Source organism: Salinisphaera sp. T31B1 (genome assembly GCF_040361275.1).
Classification (GTDB): domain Bacteria; phylum Pseudomonadota; class Gammaproteobacteria; order Nevskiales; family Salinisphaeraceae; genus Salinisphaera.
Genome location: NZ_APNH01000001.1, coordinates 977191 through 990989, shown reverse-complemented (window position 1 = coordinate 990989; position 13799 = coordinate 977191). Strand labels below are relative to the sequence as shown.

15 protein-coding genes are annotated in these 13799 nt (G+C 64.8%); 7 read left to right on the top strand and 8 right to left on the bottom strand.

Going from position 1 to position 13799, the window contains the following annotated elements; translation table 11 throughout:
• The first annotated feature begins 66 nt into the window (after positions 1-66).
• A complete protein-coding gene (locus tag T31B1_RS04590) occupies positions 67-213 on the top strand; it encodes a DUF3096 domain-containing protein (protein WP_353248270.1) in 147 nt (48 codons plus the stop codon).
• Here the strand turns inward: T31B1_RS04590 and T31B1_RS04585 are convergent.
• Both T31B1_RS04585 and sufT read right to left on the bottom strand, forming a co-directional pair.
• Complete coding sequence (locus T31B1_RS04585) at positions 210-1379, bottom strand: MFS transporter (protein ID WP_353248269.1); 1170 nt, start codon at positions 1377-1379, stop codon at positions 210-212. The two genes, T31B1_RS04590 and T31B1_RS04585, sit on opposite strands and share 4 nt — an antisense overlap.
• An 86-nt stretch (positions 1380-1465) precedes the next feature.
• Complete coding sequence (gene sufT, locus T31B1_RS04580) at positions 1466-2017, bottom strand: putative Fe-S cluster assembly protein SufT (protein ID WP_353248268.1); 552 nt, start codon at positions 2015-2017, stop codon at positions 1466-1468.
• A gap of 77 nt (positions 2018-2094) precedes the next feature.
• Here sufT and T31B1_RS04575 point away from each other — a divergent pair, with 77 nt between their 5' ends.
• From T31B1_RS04575 to T31B1_RS04550, 6 genes are all read left to right on the top strand, one after another.
• The gene (locus T31B1_RS04575; RefSeq protein ID WP_353248267.1) at positions 2095-2481 is read left to right on the top strand and encodes a sirohydrochlorin chelatase; all 387 of its coding nucleotides are present in this window, start codon (positions 2095-2097) and stop codon (positions 2479-2481) included.
• Positions 2481-2759 carry a hypothetical protein gene (locus T31B1_RS04570; RefSeq protein WP_353248266.1) on the top strand — a complete coding sequence of 93 codons (279 nt, stop codon included), beginning with the start codon at positions 2481-2483 and terminating at the stop codon, positions 2757-2759. Before T31B1_RS04575 ends, T31B1_RS04570 begins: the two co-directional genes overlap by 1 nt.
• Positions 2752-3213 carry a TspO/MBR family protein gene (locus T31B1_RS04565; RefSeq protein WP_353248265.1) on the top strand — a complete coding sequence of 154 codons (462 nt, stop codon included), beginning with the start codon at positions 2752-2754 and terminating at the stop codon, positions 3211-3213. Before T31B1_RS04570 ends, T31B1_RS04565 begins: the two co-directional genes overlap by 8 nt.
• Positions 3214-3258: 45 nt before the next feature.
• Positions 3259-4077, top strand: a complete 819-nt coding sequence (locus T31B1_RS04560; protein ID WP_353248264.1) for an SDR family NAD(P)-dependent oxidoreductase — start codon at positions 3259-3261, stop codon at positions 4075-4077.
• Between the two features lie 176 nt (positions 4078-4253).
• The gene (locus T31B1_RS04555; RefSeq protein WP_353248263.1) at positions 4254-7232 is read left to right on the top strand and encodes an FAD-binding and (Fe-S)-binding domain-containing protein; all 2979 of its coding nucleotides are present in this window, start codon (positions 4254-4256) and stop codon (positions 7230-7232) included.
• A gap of 144 nt (positions 7233-7376) precedes the next feature.
• Positions 7377-8042 (top strand): GntR family transcriptional regulator, encoded by a 666-nt coding sequence (locus tag T31B1_RS04550; protein ID WP_353248262.1) that lies wholly within the window; start codon positions 7377-7379, stop codon positions 8040-8042.
• A gap of 261 nt (positions 8043-8303) precedes the next feature.
• Here the strand turns inward: T31B1_RS04550 and T31B1_RS04545 are convergent, their stop codons facing one another.
• From T31B1_RS04545 to T31B1_RS04520, 6 genes are all read right to left on the bottom strand, one after another.
• Positions 8304-8699, bottom strand: coding sequence for a GlcG/HbpS family heme-binding protein (locus T31B1_RS04545; RefSeq protein ID WP_353248261.1), 396 nt, complete (start codon positions 8697-8699; stop codon positions 8304-8306).
• 28 nt (positions 8700-8727) lie between these two features.
• Positions 8728-9918, bottom strand: a complete 1191-nt coding sequence (locus T31B1_RS04540; RefSeq protein WP_353248260.1) for a CaiB/BaiF CoA transferase family protein — start codon at positions 9916-9918, stop codon at positions 8728-8730.
• 22 nt (positions 9919-9940) lie between these two features.
• Positions 9941-10726 (bottom strand): enoyl-CoA hydratase/isomerase family protein, encoded by a 786-nt coding sequence (locus tag T31B1_RS04535; RefSeq protein ID WP_353248259.1) that lies wholly within the window; start codon positions 10724-10726, stop codon positions 9941-9943.
• Positions 10727-10751: 25 nt separating this feature from the next.
• Positions 10752-12038 carry a TRAP transporter large permease gene (locus T31B1_RS04530; RefSeq protein WP_353248258.1) on the bottom strand — a complete coding sequence of 429 codons (1287 nt, stop codon included), beginning with the start codon at positions 12036-12038 and terminating at the stop codon, positions 10752-10754.
• Position 12039: 1 nt separating this feature from the next.
• Entirely contained in the window at positions 12040-12624 is a 585-nt protein-coding gene (locus T31B1_RS04525; protein ID WP_353248257.1) for a TRAP transporter small permease, read from the bottom strand.
• An 88-nt stretch (positions 12625-12712) separates the two neighbouring features.
• Entirely contained in the window at positions 12713-13705 is a 993-nt protein-coding gene (locus T31B1_RS04520; protein ID WP_353248256.1) for a TRAP transporter substrate-binding protein, read from the bottom strand.
• Between the last annotated feature and the right edge of the window lie 94 nt (positions 13706-13799).

Genomic DNA, 13799 nt, shown 5'->3' with positions numbered 1-13799 from the left:
CCGGACCCGCTGCTTGGCCGGCAAGCGCATATCCACCGTCTGTCTGAACCACCCGAGGACCCGATCATGACCCTGACCATTTCCGATGCCACACTGGTACCGCTGGTCTCACTGGGCGCCGGCGTCGCCATCCTGCTCGTCCCGCGTCTGCTCAACTATATCGTCGCCGGATATCTGATCCTGGTCGGCGTGCTGGGGCTCGTGAACTTCTAATCCCGCAGCGGCCCAACGGCGCGGTCGGTACCGTGTTGCGGTAGCGACAGAGCGAGCGCTGCCGCGGCAAGACCGCAGACCGCGACCACCCATAGCGGTGCGGCGGCACCCCAGATTTCGGCCACCGGCCCGAGCGCAATGACAGCCAGCGCCCCGAGTGCGTTGGCCAGCCCCAGTGCCAGGCCCGAGCCGAACGAGCGGTTCTCGGGCAGGATGTCCTGGGCGATGAGAATGGTCAGCGGCAGCGTGGTGAACAGCGCGATGCCCAACCCCGCCAGAACCAGCCAGAGCCAGATGCCGTCGAGCTGTACGAACGCCACCAGCAGTGCGCTCGATACCAGCATCGCGGTCACCAGTATGGGGCGCGTCGGCCGGGAATCGGCCATGCGCCCGCCGGCCAGATTGCCGATCACACCCACGACCATAAGCACGGTGATGAAACTCGCGCCCGCGGTGAGCGTGCCGCCGGACTGCGACCAGAGCACCGGCACGAACGTGATCACGGTGAAGATCATGAGCGCGCGCAGGGCGCAGAAGAGCACCAGCCGGCTCAACGGCGCGGCATGCGCACGCCAGGCGATGGGCGTGGTATCGGCCTGGCGTGCCGGCAGGCTCGGTGCCCAGTGCCAGAGCCACGGCAGGGTGACGAGCGCCGGTATCGACAACAGCCACAGATAGTGCATGCCGGCATGTACGACCACCAAGCTCGCCAGCGCCGGCCATACGCCGCGCCCGATCTCTCCGCCGACCAGGAACAGCGACATCGCCGACCCCTGGCGCGCGTGGGCCAGCAGCCGCACGCCGGCCAGCGCCTGCGGGTGAAACATCGAGTTGGAGACGCCGATCAGCACAAGTACGCCGATCAGAACGCCGGGCGTGTCCACGAACCCGATCATCGCTCCGCCGGCCGAGGATCCAAGCAGCCCCATGACCACGAACGTCCGGCCACCGAAGCGATCGCCCAGGAGGCCAACCACCGGCTGCAGCCCCTGCCCGACCAGCAGCGCCGCCATCACCGTGCCGGCCAGGCTCACCGACAGCTGCATCTGAATCAGCAGTGCGGGCAGGATGCCCGGCAGGAAAGTCGCTGCCCCATCGTTGAGAAAATGCGACCAGCTCAGCCCGGCCAGACGACGATTGGCGCCGCTCGTGCTCGCCTCACCCACACCCATCCCTGTTAATGCAGAATACAGCGAATTCTAGATTCACCGGCGCATGCAGGCAATTGCGGGCGGGCGGATAGACCCGGCTGTCAGAGCATGCCGACCTGGAGCTTGGCGGCGTCGCTCATCATCTCCATAGTCCAGGGCGGGTCGAACACCAGTTCGACGCGCACCTGATCGATGGTGGGCACCATCCGGACCTTGCTGCGGACGTCGTCGACCAGAATGTCCCCCATGCCACAGCCCGGGGCGGTCAGCGTCATGTCGATATCGACCACCCGCGCCTCGGGATTGCCATGATCGAAATCGCATTGATAGATCAGACCGAGGTCCACCAGGTTGATCGGGATCTCGGGGTCGAAGACGGTACGCATCTGCTCCCAGACCATCGCCTCCACGTCAGCGTCGCCCGCGCCTTCGGGCAACCGCAGCGGCTCCGGCGGCTCCTGACCGATGGCATCGGCGTTCTCGCCGGCGATCCGGATCAGATTGCCGGCGATATAAACCGTGAACGACCCACCCAGCGCCTGGGTGATGTTGCCGTGCGTGCCGACCGGGATCTCGACCGTATCTCCGGCAGGGATCAGCACCGCTTCACAGTCGCGCTGGAAGGTCACTGGCTCGTTGGAGGGCATCTGCATGGCGTATCCACCTGCGCATTCGATAATGCGTCTTATTCTATCAAGAGGGTGGACCACTGTCTGATACGATTGTCGGCATGAAGAAATCCCTGCTTGTCGTGGCGCATGGCAGCCGTCGAGAGGCCTCTAACGCCGAAGTCCGCGCCCTGACCGAGCGTGTACGTGCAGCCGCGGCGGACAGCTCGTTCACGGATATCGAATGCGCCTTTCTCGAACTGGCCCCGCCCAGCATCCCCGAGGGGCTGGAACTGCTGATATCGCGCGGTGCGAACCAGGTCACGGTGCTGCCGTATTTCCTGGCCGCCGGCCGGCATGTTGCCGAGGACATTCCGGAGGCGGTCGCCGAGACGCGCAGCCGTTATCCCGAGGTTCGTATCGATATCGCCCCGTATCTGGGTACATCCGAAGCCATGCCTCGGCTTTTGTTGAGCATGCTCGCCGACAGCGCGGTGGCGGCCAGCTGATGGATGCGATTGCCGACAACCGGCGCTTCTGGCTGGCCTGCAACGCCATACTCATCGTGCTGCATATCTTCGGGCTGTATTTCTATGTGCGCTACGGATTCGATCATGCGGTAGCCGAACTCTGGGCGGTGGTCATGATGATCCATATGCTGGAATTCCCGCTGGCCTTCATCGCCGTACGCGATCGCGGCGTGCGTTGGGGCACCACCATCATGGCCACCCTGATCTTCGGGTTTACCTGGTGGGTACCCACCCGGCGCGGTGTCTTCCATGCGTGATCATTTCGATCCGATCCGGGCGGCACTGGTCTGCGGTATCGCGGTGGCGCTGGTATCACTCACCGGCGCGATCTTTCCGCCGGGCGCCTGGTATGCCCAGCTCACCCAGCCGCCGGGCACGCCACCGGATATCGCGTTCCCGATCGCCTGGACACTGTTGTATATCGGCATGGCGATCGCGGCCTGGCGCGTCTGGCGTGCGGTGGGCGTCGGCCCGGCGCTCGGGCTGTTCGTCGTGCAACTGCTGCTCAATGCCCTGTGGATGCCGGTCGCATTCGGTGCCCAGGCACTGGGCTGGGCGCTGCTGGTCATCGTGACGCTCTGGCTGGTGCTTGCCGCCACGGTGGCGATGTTCTGGCGGGCCGACCGGCTGGCTGGCCTTTTGCTCGTGCCGTATCTCGCCTGGGTCAGCTATGCGGTGTATCTCAACGTCGGCCTGGTCTGGCTCAACTAGTCCGCCCGGCCAAACCGGGCCGCTCGTCAACCCGAGGACTCACTCATGGCTTTCGAAGACCGCTACGGGCCCTGGGCTCTCATTACCGGCGCGTCGGCCGGCATCGGCGCCGAATTCGCCCGCCAGATCGCGGCCCGGGGGATTCATGTCGCCCTGGTCGCACGCCGCCGCGAGCGGCTGGAGGCGCTGGCCGACGACTTGGCCCAGCAACATGGGGTTCGAACGCTGGCCATTGCCGCCGACCTGACCGCCGACCATTTCCTCGACGATATCCTCGCGGCGCTGGGCACTCGGCATGTGGGCCTGCTGGTGAACAATGCCGGGACTGGTTTCACCGGCGAGTTTCTCGATCACGAACTCGACGACGAGTTGAAGCTGCTGGCGCTCAACTGTCGGGCGCCCCTGATACTCGCCCACCATTTCGGCAATCGGATGCGCAACGATCGCCGTGGCGGCATCATCATGCTGGCATCGATCGCCGGCCTCGTGCCGACACCTATGTTCGCCCATTACAGCGCCACCAAGGCCTGGAACCGGTTTCTCGGTGAAGGCCTGCACGAAGAACTCGCCCGCGACGGCGTCGACGTGGTGTCGCTGTGCCCAGGCCTGACCGAAAGCGAGTTCTTCGAGCACGCCAACGTCGACCCGTCGGGCTGGCCGGCGCCGATGCGCGCAACGATCATGAGCGCAGAGGACGTGGTCAGGGCCGGGCTCAAGGGCCTCGGCAAGCATTCCCAGGTCGTGCCCGGCCTGTCCTATCGCTGGCTCATGCGGGCATCGCGGCTGTCACCGGGCAGCCTGTCTCCGTGGCTGATAGACCGCGCGATGCGCTTCGCGCTGCCCAAGAAGCCAGCGTCCAACTAGCTCGCCCCGGCACGCGTCCGTTGCAAACGGGTTCGTGCAATGCGTGCTGCGCCGCCCGGCGGGTCGTCAAAGCACGCCACGATACGATATTCGATGAGCCGGCTGGCCGGATTGTAGCCTTCGAAAATTGAATGCATAATTCAAAATCCGGAGGAGCCATCACGGAAATAGCTGCCATGGGATACGAAACGCTCGCCAAACAAGACGATGCAGACGTCTCGCGTGTTTATACCGCGGCGCCGGCCACGGCCTCGGACAGCGCGTTGGCTCGTCGACTGCGCGCTGAAACCCAGGGCGATGTGCTGTTCGACGATTTCTCGCGTGGGCGTTACAGCACCGATGCCTCGATCTACCAGATTCGCCCGCTCGGCGTGGCCGTGCCGCGTACGCAGGACGACGTCCATGCTGCGATCGCGATCGCCCGCGAGGCTGGGGTGCCGGTACTGCCGCGCGGCGGTGGCACCTCGCAGAACGGCCAGACCGTCAACGAGGCACTGGTCATCGACACCAGCAAGTATCTCAACAACGTGGTCTCGCTGGATCGCGAACGGCGGATCGCAGTGGTCGAGCCCGGGCTGGTGCTCGATCACCTGAATGCACACCTCAAGCCCCATGGATTGATGTACCCGGTGGATGTGTCGACCAGCGCCCAGGCCACGCTGGGCGGTATGGCCGGCAACAACAGCTGCGGCACTCGCAGCCTGCGCTACGGCAACATGGTGCACAACGTGCGCGCACTCGATGCGGTACTGGCCGACGGCAGCGCCCACCATTTTGGCCGGCTCGACGACAAGGCGGCCTTGGCCGCTCAGACGCCTGCCTATCGGGCGCTCGCCGAGCGCATGACCGGCCTGTACGCACGCGAGGCCGACGAACTGGCACGCTACTTCCCCGACGTCAATCGCCGGGTTGGCGGCTACAACCTCAACGAACTGGCACCGAACCTGCCCGGCCGGCACCCGAATCTGGCCAAGCTGCTGATCGGTTCGGAAGGCACGCTCGCCTTCTTCCAAAGCATCGAGATCGACCTGCAGCCGACGGTAACCCACAAGGTGCTGGGCATCTGTCATTTCCCGACCTTCCGCAAGGCCATGGAAGCGGCCAAACCGATCGTGGCGCTCCAACCGGCGGCGGTGGAACTGGTCGACGCCACGCTGATCGAACTCGGCCGCGAGATCGAACTGTTCCGACCGGTCATGGAGCGCTATATTCGCGGGCGGCCGCAGGCCGTGTTGCTGGTCGAGTTCGCCGGCGACAACTACGACGAGCAGGTCGGCCATCTCGGACGCCTCGGCGAGCTGATGGCGGATCTGGGCTATCCGGACGGTGTGGTCGAGGCGCTCACCCCGGCCCAGCAGACCGAGATGTGGGGCGTGCGCAAGGCCGGGCTCAACATCATGATGTCGATGAAGGGCGACGGTAAACCGGTGTCGTTCATCGAGGACTGCGCGGTGCCGCTGGACGACCTGCCGGACTACACCGAACGCCTGACCGAGGTCTTCCACAAGCACGGCACCGAGGGCACCTGGTATGCCCACGCCTCGGAGGGGTGTCTGCACGTGCGCCCGATCATCAACCTGAAGGATCCGGCCGGCGCCCCGAAGATGCGTGCAATCGCCGAGGAAGCCTTTGCCATGGTGCGCGAGTACAAGGGCTCGCATTCGGGCGAACACGGCGACGGCATCTCGCGCTCGGAGTTTCACGAGGCGATGTTCGGCAAGCGCCTGGTCGAGGCGTTCGGCGAGATCAAGCACAGCTTCGATCCGAACGGGTTGTTCAATCCGCACAAGATCACCGATCCGCTGCGCATGGACGACACCCGGCTGATGCGCTTCAAGCCGGACTACAAGATCATTCCGCTGAAAACGGAACTCGACTGGTCCGCGCACGGCGGCTTTGCCGGCGCGGTGGAGATGTGCAACAACAACGGCGCCTGCCGCAAGTTCGACGCCGCAGTCATGTGTCCGTCCTACCGGGCCACAAAGGACGAACAACACGTCACCCGCGGCCGCGCCAATTCGCTGCGCCTGGCACTGTCCGGCCAGCTCGGCGAGGATGCGTTCACCTCGCATGCCATGTACGACACGCTTTCTAAGTGCGTCAGCTGCAAGGGTTGCAAGCGCGAATGCCCGACCGGTGTCGATATGGCCAAGATGAAGGTGGAGTTTCTGCACCACTACCACGAGCGGCACGGCCGCGGCCTGCGCGACCGGCTCATCGCCGAACTGCCGCGCTACGCGCCGAAGATCGCCTGGCTGGGCTGGCTGCTCAACCTGCGCGACCGCATTCCGGGGCTGGCCAGACTCAGCGAGAAGATCACCGGCTTTTCCGCGCGACGGCCGCTGCCGGTCTGGCATGCGAAACCGTTTCGTCGGACCGGTGCGCTCGGCGAGGCGGTAGCCGGCGAGGTCGTGCTGTTCGCCGACACTTTCAACCGCTGGCAGGAGGCCGACAACCTGCGCGCCGCCGTGGACGTACTGGTTGCCGCCGGCTACCAAGTGCATATCGCCGCGCCCGCCGACAGCAATCGTCCGCTGTGCTGCGGGCGGACCTATCTCGCCGTGGGCGACGTCGACAAGGCGCGCGAAGAGGCCGGACGCACGCTCGCGGCCGTCATGCCGTATGTACGGCGCGGCGTGCCGGTGGTGGGCCTCGAGCCCTCCTGTTTGCTAACCATGCGCGACGAGTTCCGCTCGCTGCTGCCCGGCGACGAGGCCGAAACCCTGGCCGAGCACGCCTTGTTGTTCGAGGAATTTCTGGAACGCGAATGCGCGGCCGGGCGCGCCCGGCTCAAGCTCAAGCCCATGCCGGGCGGACGCGTGCTGCTGCACGGCCACTGTCATCAGAAGGCGTTCGGTGTACTGTCGGCGACCGAAAAGCTGCTCAAGCGTATTCCCGAGGCGGAGATCGAAACCATCAGTTCGACCTGCTGCGGCATGGCAGGCGCCTTCGGCTACCAGGCCGAGCACTACGACACCTCAATGGCGATCGGCGAACTCGGCGTGCTGCCGGCCGTACGCGCCGCGGACGACGACGTGTATCTGGTGGCCGACGGCACCAGCTGCCGTCATCAGATTCACGACGGTGCCCAGCGCCGGGCCGTGCACGCCGCGGTCCTGCTGGCCGGCCAGCTAGACCGCCGCGACTCGGCCTGATCGGGGCGCTACGACAGCGCGGTGGCTGGTTCGACCAGCCGATCTTACGGTCGGCAGCCGGCGTCGGGCGATAATGAGCGGGAACGCGGCGCGGCCGGCACAGCGCTTGCATTCCCGATATTCAATCACAGCGACTTGGGCGACATGGACAAGATCAGACAGGGCTCTCTCTACGGCGAAGCCGCACAGCGCATCCGTGCGATGATCAACGAAGGCCGGCTCGAGCCCGGCATCCGTGTACCCGAGAAACAGCTTTGCGAGCAGTTCGGCATTTCCCGCACGCCGCTGCGCGAGGCGCTCAAGGTGCTGGCCTCGGAAGGCTTTGTCGAACTGCTGCCCAACCGCGGCGCGCGCGTGGTCAAGCTCACCCGGCGCATGCTCGAGGACACGCTCGACGTGATGAGTTCGCTGGAAGGCTTGTCGGGCGAACTCGCCTGTCGTCACGTCAGCTCCGAGGAGATCGACACCATTCGCGCGCTTCACCAGAAAATGCTGGAGCACTATGCGCAGGGCGACCTATCGGCCTACTTCAACCTCAATCGACGTATTCACGAAACGCTGGTCGCGGCCGCACGCAACCAGGTCCTGTTCGACATGTACCAGAATCTCAACGAGCGGGTGCGTCGTTTTCGCTTCTCGGCCGAAATGACGCCGCAACGCTGGGCGCTGGTGGTCGATGAACACGAACAGATGATCGACGCCCTGCAGGAGCGCGACGGCGAGCGCCTGGGTGCCATTCTGCGTGGCCATCTGAGCCACAAACTGGATTTCTTCGCCGAGGGCGACGACAACGCGGAACTCGCCGGCTAGGCAGGCCCGCTGAACGTACGTCCGACACCCATGCATCGATGGCAATGCACATGCCCGCCGGAGTCGGCATGGCACTCGAGGACGTGGATACGCACACCCGGCTAGGCCCGGCAGGGGATAGACGCTGATCCGCGTGAATGCGATCCGCCCGTGACTTGCCACGCTTGCGGGTGGGCATGCGCGGCAAACGCGTGAAAACGCTGTGGCCGGTCACCGCCCGCGGTACGAGGCTCTAGCGGTGTATCGGTATGCGGTGAGCGCTCAGCCCCCCAGGGCAGCCAGGCCGGCCCATGCGACCTGTTCGTCCTGATCGGGCGTGGCGCCTGATACGCCGATCGCACGGGCAATCTCGCCGGAGACCCGTACCGGGAATCCGCCGGTCATCGTCGCCGACAGCGCCGGTACCGACAGATAGGCATGCCGGCCGTCGTTGATCATGTCTTCGAACACACGGGTGTCCTTGCGCCCTAGCGCCGCACTGCGCGCCTTGTGGTAGGCGACCTGGCTGCCCATCGGCGCCGCGGCGTCCAGACGCTGCAAGGCCAGCAGGTGGCCGCCGTCGTCGACCACGGCAATAGTCACGACCGTGGCTTCGCTCCGGGCGGCCTTGAGCATCCGCTCGGCCTGTGCGAGCAACAGAACCGGTTTGTTGCGCATTGATACTCCCGCCGCAGGCTGGTGCGATCTAAGCCACCGCCCCACGGGCCCGCAGTGACGCCAGCCGTTCGGCGTCGATACCCATGCTGTCCAGGACTTCCTCGGTGTGCTCGCCCAGCAGCGGGCTCGGTCGGCGGATCTGCTGCGGCGTGGCCGAGAACTTGCTGGCGAAACCGAGCGTCTTCACCGTGCCGGCCTTCGGGTGATCGAACTCCTGCACCATGCCGCGCTCGACGTAGTGAGGGTCGGACAGCGCCTGTGAAAAGGTATTGATCGGGCCCGCCGGCACGCCGGCCGCATCGCAACGCTGGCGCCAGTAGTCGGTATCCTCGGAAGCGAAAATCTCCTCTATGAGGCGTTCCAGTACCTCGACGTTGCGACCGCGATCACTGTTGGTAGCGAACCGCGTATCCTCGATCCATGCCGGGCGGTCGATGACGTCGTTGCAGAAACGCTCCCAGGTGCGCTGATTGGCACAACCGAGCATCAGATAGCCGTCGCGCGTGGCCAGTGCTTGATACGGCGCCGACACGCGATGGCGCCAGCCGGTGCGCTGTGGCTCACGACCCTCGCCGAAATAGGCGGCGGCTTCCCAGGTGCACCAGGGCAGGCCGCATTCGGCGATCGCGATATCCAGATGTTGGCCCTCGCCGGTCTTTTCGCGGTGGATATAGGCCGCGAGAATCGTATAGACCGCGGTGATGCCGGCACCGATGTCGTAGACGGCCACGCCGGTCTTGAGCGGCCGGCGCCCGGCCTCGCCGGTCATCGACATCAGCCCGGTGCTGCCCTGCGCCACCAGATCGAAACCGCCCTTGTTCCGATACGGCCCGGTCTGGCCGTAGCCGGAGATCGAGCAGTAGATCAGGCCGGGGTTGATCTGCTTGAGCGTTTCATAATCGACCTTGAGCGACTGGGTGACGCCGGGTCGGTAGTTCTCGACTACAATATCGGCCTCGCGCGCCAGATCGTAGAACAGCTCGCGCGCCTCTTCGTCCTTGAGATTCAGGGCGATACTCCGCTTGTTGCGGTTGATCTGCATGAAACAGGTCGACTCGTCCTCGACGTAGGGCCCCATCTGGCGCGAGTCGTCGCCGCCGTTGATCTTTTCGACCTTGGTCACCTCGGCGCCCATGTCGGCCAGCACCATCGAGCAATAGGGCCCGGCCATGATCTGGGACATATCAAGGACACGCAGTCCTTCCAGCGGTAAGCTCATCTTGGTCTTCTCCCGTGTTTGTTCAGCGGCCTTGCCAGCTGTAGGCGCTCTTGTCCAGAAACGCCGTCACCGCGCCGTGAAAGTCCTCGCTGGTGTAGCAGGCACGGATAAGATCCTCGCCGTCCTCCGGAGCGATACGCCGGGCTTCATGGATACGCCGGATCGCGGTCTTGGTCGCGGTCACCGTCAACGGCGCCATCGTCGTCAGTCGTTCGGCGATCGCGTCCACCTCCCCTTCCAACGCGTCGGCATCGAAAACGTCGTTGACCACGCCTGCGGCGAGGCACTCGTCGGCCTTGAGCAGCCGCGCGAGCATCAGCACTTCCTTGGCCTTGGGCGTGCCCAGCAGGTCGATCACGCGAGCATAGTTCGTCGTTGACAGGCAGTTGCCGAGGGTCTTGGCGATCGGTATGCCCAACCGGAGTTTGTCGTCGGCATAGCGAAAATCGCAGGCCAGCGCCAGCGCGGCTCCGCCGCCGACGCATACGCCCTGGAGCATGGCGACGGTCGGCCGCGCCAGGCTTTCGAGGCGGCCGACCACGCGGTCGATGCGCTGTTCGTAGGCCACGGCGTCGTCACCGGAGGCGAAGTCGCGGAACTGGGCGATATCGGTGCCGGCGACGAACGCCTTGCCGCCGGCGCCGCGCAGTACCACCACGCGAATCTCGTCGTCGGCCTCGATCGCGTCGCACGCCGCTTCGAGCCGTTCGTACATCGTCCAGGTCATGGCGTTATGCACGGCCGGGCGATTGAAGGTGATCGTCGCGCGCGCGCCGGATTTCTCGAACAGTAGTTGCTCGTCGTCCATCGGAATCTCCTGTCGGACCGTGCTATCAGTAGCCATAGACCAGATGCACCAGCGCAAGCGCGATGCTCGGGACGTACGTGTTGATCATCAGCAGCGCGAACAGCACACCGATGAACCACAGGTTGACGCGGCTGGTGCGCCAGACGTCCGCCTTTGCGATCGAACAGGAGGTAATCAGCACGCTGGCCACCGGCGGCGTCTGCTGGCCGATGGCGAGATTGAGCGTGACGATCAGGCCGAAGTGCACCGGATCGATACCCACCGCATGGATCAGCGGCATCACGATCGGCACCACCAGGATGATCGCCGCCGCCGAGTGCAGGAACATGCCCAGGATCAGGAAGAACACGTTGAGCAGCGCCAGCACTGCATAGGTGTTGGTGGTGATGCTTTCGATGCTGGCCGCGAGCTGTTGCGGCAGCTGGGCTTCGGTGAAGTAGTCGCCCACCAGGGCGGACGCCGCGACCAGCAGCATGACCACTGCCGTCTGAATGCCGCCTTCGAGACAGGCCCGGTAGAGTTTGCCCAGATTCAGTTCGCGATAGATCAGACCGCTGATCAGCAGCGCGGCGACCACCGCGAGCGCGGCGCCTTCCGTGGCGGTGACGAAACCGCCGAAGATGCCGCCGAGCACGATCACCGGGATCGTCAGCGCCCAGAACGCGTTCTTGAATGCGCTCGCCAGACGCGACAGCTGGAACTTGTCCTCCACGGGATAGTTGTTCCTGCGCGCCAGGTAATACGCCATGAAGGCCAGACCGAGCGCGCCGAGCAGCCCCGGGAATACGCCGGCGATGAACATCTTCACCACCGACTCCTGGGCCATCACGGCATAGAGGATCATCGGAATCGAGGGCGGCAGAATGATCGCCAGGCTCGCCGCCGACGACGAGATGGCCGCCGAGAACTCGCGCGAATAACCCCGCTTGCGCATGGCCGGAATCAGCACGCTGCCGAGCGCCGCTACGCCGGCCACCGCCGAGCCGGAAATTTCGGCAAAGAAGATTGATGAACCGATGGTGACCAGCGACAGTCCGCCGCGGATGAACCCGACCATGGCCGAGGCCAGATCGATCAGCCGGCGTGCGATGCTGGACGCGTTCATGATCGCGCCGGCGAACACGAACAACGGAATCGCCAGCAGCGGGAACGAAGCCGCGCCGTCGTACATGGTCAACGCCACGTTGGGCAGCGCCGTTGCGCCGTAGCTCAGGTACATGCCCACGGCACCGACCACAGCGAGCGCTACGCCGATCGGCACGTTGATGAGAATCAGGGCCATCAGGCCCAGCAGCATGAAGGTGATCGCCATGTCAGCGCTCTCCCGTCGCGTCGCGGCGTGCGGACGCACTGTTGTCTTCGATCACCTCGGCGGACTCCGGCATTTCCTCTTCGAAATCGGGCTCGTGCACGAAGCCGTCACCACGGGCACAGGCGAGCGTTTCCGGGAAACGCAGCAGTTCGGCCACGATGAAAAGCACGGACGCGATCGGGATCACCGACTGCGTCAACTGCTGCGACACCGACGGCAGGCTGACCAACGAACTGCCTTCGAGGATTACCATCACCTGATAGCCGGTCCAGGCCAGCAGCACGAAGAACGCGACCGTGAAAACTTCGGCGACCACGATCACCGGCACCCGCAGGGCTGGCGGCATCATGTTCACGATGTTGGGACAGGTGATATGCGCGCCCTTGCTCGCGGCGAGCGCGCCGCCGTAGTACGTCAACCACACCAGACCGGTGGCAGCGACCTCACCCGTCCACGACAGGGGCATATTCAACAACCGGGATGCAAAACCGACGGTGACCACGAGCGACAGCGCTATCATGAGCACCACCACAATCGCTTCCAGCACCCGGTCGAGGCTCGCCCGAATGACCGCTAGTGTTTTCACGAGAAATACTCCAGGCAGATGATCGATGCTGCACGGGCCGACGCCACGGCACCGCCGACGAGCGATGCCGTGGCTGGCCTATTGCGGCCTATTCGTCCTTCAGGCTGCGGGCCTCCTCGATCATCGCCTTGCCGTCTTCGACCTCGCTCTGGAACTGTTCGTAGATCGGCTTGGACGCATCGACAAAGGCCTGGCGGTCGATATCGTTGACCTTCATCCCCTCGTCCTTGAGCTTGGTCAGCAGTTCCTTGTCGAGCTGCTTGCCCATCTCGAGGGCCACTGGCTGCATTTCCTCGGCGGTCTCCTCGAGAACGCTGCGCACGTCCTCAGGCATGCGCTGCCAGCTCGCGCCCGCCAGCACATACGCCGGCGTGTAGACGTGGCGCGACAGCGACAGATACTTCTGCACCTCGTAGAAACGCGCCGGATAGATCTGGGCCAGCGGGTTCTCCTGGCCGTCGACCGCGCCGGTCTGGAGGGCCACGAAGGTCTCGGAGTACGGCATCGGCGTGGGATTGGCGCCGTAGGACTTGAACATGCGCACGCGCCACTGGCCGTTGGGCGTTCGCAGCTTGATGCCCTGCAGATCGGCCGGCGTCTTGATCGGCCGCTCGTTGTTGGTGATGTTGCGGAAGCCGTTCTCCCAGATGCCCAGGATCTTGTAGTTCTGAGACGCGGCGGCGTCGTCGAGCTTGCCGCGGATGAGCTCGCTTTCACGGATACGCGTCATGTGCTCGCGATCGGCTACCAGAAACGGCATCTCGAACAGCGCGAACGCCGGCGCCACCGAACTCATCACCGTGGACGGCAGGGACAGGTCAATGGTGCCCAGCTTGAGCTTGCGCAGCATCTGGGTATCGCTGCCCAACTGGCTGGAGCCGTAGACGCGGACCTCGGCCTTGTCACCAAGCTTTTCGTTGGCGCGCTTGGCGAATTCCTTGGCGGTCTTATCCATCAGCGAGCCGGGCTGACCCACGTGGCCGAACTTGATCGTTTCGGCCGCCTGGCCGATGCCGATCGATGCGGTGAAAATCCCGAGCGCGGCAACCGCACACAGCAGGATCGATTTCTTTGTGTTCATGCTCTCCTCCGTTCGTCGTTTTATTGTGTCGACTTGTCACGGCCTCTTGCGGGCCGCGTTGTCCGTCGGCGCGGGCCACGCGTAGCGCGCTGTC

Coding starts and splice junctions, on each gene's coding strand:
- T31B1_RS04590 (WP_353248270.1), top strand. CDS start 67: ATGACCCTGACCATTTCCGATGCCACACTGGTACCGCTGGTCTCACTG.
- sufT (WP_353248268.1), bottom strand. CDS start 2,017: ATGCAGATGCCCTCCAACGAGCCAGTGACCTTCCAGCGCGACTGTGAA.
- T31B1_RS04575 (WP_353248267.1), top strand. CDS start 2,095: ATGAAGAAATCCCTGCTTGTCGTGGCGCATGGCAGCCGTCGAGAGGCC.
- T31B1_RS04570 (WP_353248266.1), top strand. CDS start 2,481: ATGGATGCGATTGCCGACAACCGGCGCTTCTGGCTGGCCTGCAACGCC.
- T31B1_RS04565 (WP_353248265.1), top strand. CDS start 2,752: ATGCGTGATCATTTCGATCCGATCCGGGCGGCACTGGTCTGCGGTATC.
- T31B1_RS04560 (WP_353248264.1), top strand. CDS start 3,259: ATGGCTTTCGAAGACCGCTACGGGCCCTGGGCTCTCATTACCGGCGCG.
- T31B1_RS04555 (WP_353248263.1), top strand. CDS start 4,254: ATGGGATACGAAACGCTCGCCAAACAAGACGATGCAGACGTCTCGCGT.
- T31B1_RS04550 (WP_353248262.1), top strand. CDS start 7,377: ATGGACAAGATCAGACAGGGCTCTCTCTACGGCGAAGCCGCACAGCGC.
- T31B1_RS04545 (WP_353248261.1), bottom strand. CDS start 8,699: ATGCGCAACAAACCGGTTCTGTTGCTCGCACAGGCCGAGCGGATGCTC.
- T31B1_RS04540 (WP_353248260.1), bottom strand. CDS start 9,918: ATGAGCTTACCGCTGGAAGGACTGCGTGTCCTTGATATGTCCCAGATC.
- T31B1_RS04535 (WP_353248259.1), bottom strand. CDS start 10,726: ATGGACGACGAGCAACTACTGTTCGAGAAATCCGGCGCGCGCGCGACG.
- T31B1_RS04530 (WP_353248258.1), bottom strand. CDS start 12,038: ATGGCGATCACCTTCATGCTGCTGGGCCTGATGGCCCTGATTCTCATC.
- T31B1_RS04520 (WP_353248256.1), bottom strand. CDS start 13,705: ATGAACACAAAGAAATCGATCCTGCTGTGTGCGGTTGCCGCGCTCGGG.